This is a genomic window from Natronococcus sp. JC468 (genome assembly GCF_012163165.1).
Classification (GTDB): Archaea; Halobacteriota; Halobacteria; order Halobacteriales; family Natrialbaceae; genus Natronococcus; species Natronococcus jeotgali.
This window is the reverse complement of the sequence record NZ_JAAVUO010000104.1, coordinates 1-1,178: the sequence shown is the minus strand read 5'-3', so window position 1 is coordinate 1,178 and position 1,178 is coordinate 1. Positions and strand designations below refer to the sequence as shown.

Annotated in this window: 1 protein-coding gene; it reads left to right on the top strand. The window is 66.9% G+C overall.

Going from position 1 to position 1,178, the window contains the following annotated elements; genetic code table 11:
- The first annotated feature begins 170 nt into the window (after positions 1 to 170).
- Positions 171 to 1,166, top strand: coding sequence for a glycosyltransferase family 4 protein (locus GWG54_RS20550; protein WP_167939484.1), 996 nt, complete (start codon positions 171 to 173; stop codon positions 1,164 to 1,166).
- Positions 1,167 to 1,178: the final 12 nt, after the last annotated feature.

Sequence of the window (1,178 nt, the reverse complement as noted above, 5' to 3'; positions counted from 1 at the left end):
CTCGAGGAGGTCGCCGCCCTCGCCGACGACCTCGACGGCCGCGTCGTCGTCACCGCCGACCACGGCGAGGCCTTCGGCGAGCACGGCGTCTGGGAACACCACATCGAAACCCACATCCCACCTCTCGTCGAGGTCCCCTGGCTCGAACTCGAGTAACCCCTGCCAGTCCCATGAAAATCAGCCACTACCTCGAACTCGGGGACCACGTCACCGGTGGCATCCGCGAGTCCGTCGTCCACCAGCGTAAAATCCTCGACCGACTCGAGATCCCCTACACCACCGAGCCCACACTCGAGGCCGACCTCCTCCACTGCAACCTCATGGGTCCGCGCTCGGTCTGGTACGCCGCCCGCGCCCGCTCGCGGGGGATTCCCGTTCTCGCCCACGCCCACGTCACCGCCGAGGACTTCGGTGACAGCTTCCGCTTTACCAACGCCCTCGCCAAACCGCTCAAACCGTACCTCGAGCGGGCCTACGGCCTCGCCGACGCGCTCGTCTGTCCCTCCCAGTACAACCAGAACCTGATCCAGACCTACACGGACACGCCCACGACGGTCGTCTCCAACGGCGTCGACCGCCAGAAACTCGAGGGCTTTCGCGACCTCGAGACGCAGTATCGCGAGCGATACGACCTCGAACCGCCCGTCGTCTTCCTCGTCGGCCACGTCATCAAGCGCAAGGGCCTCGAGACGTTCGTCGAACTCGCCCGCCGCCTGCCCGAGTTCGACTTCGCGTGGTTCGGCCCGCTGGACCGCTCGCTGAAGGGCCGCGAGACCACCCGCCTGATCGAGACCGCTCCCGACAACTGCACGTTTACCGGCTACGTCGAGGACATCCGCGGCGCCTACGCCGCCGGCGACGTCTTCTGTTTCCCCACCCACGAGGAAAACGAGGGCATCGCCCTCCTCGAGGCGATGGCCGCCGGCAAGCCCGTCCTCGTCCGCGACATCGAGACCTTCGCCTGGCTCGAGGACGGCCAGGACTGTCTCAAAGTCGACGCCGACGACGACGAGACGGCCCTCGAGGAGTTCGTCGACGCCCTCGAGGCCCTGGAGGATCCCGCCCTCCGGAACCGACTCGGATCGAACGCGGCCCAGCGCAGCGAGGCGTTCTCGCTCGAGACGGTCGCGAACCAGTATCGGCGGCTGTACGAGGAGCTGATCTGAATGCGCATCGGA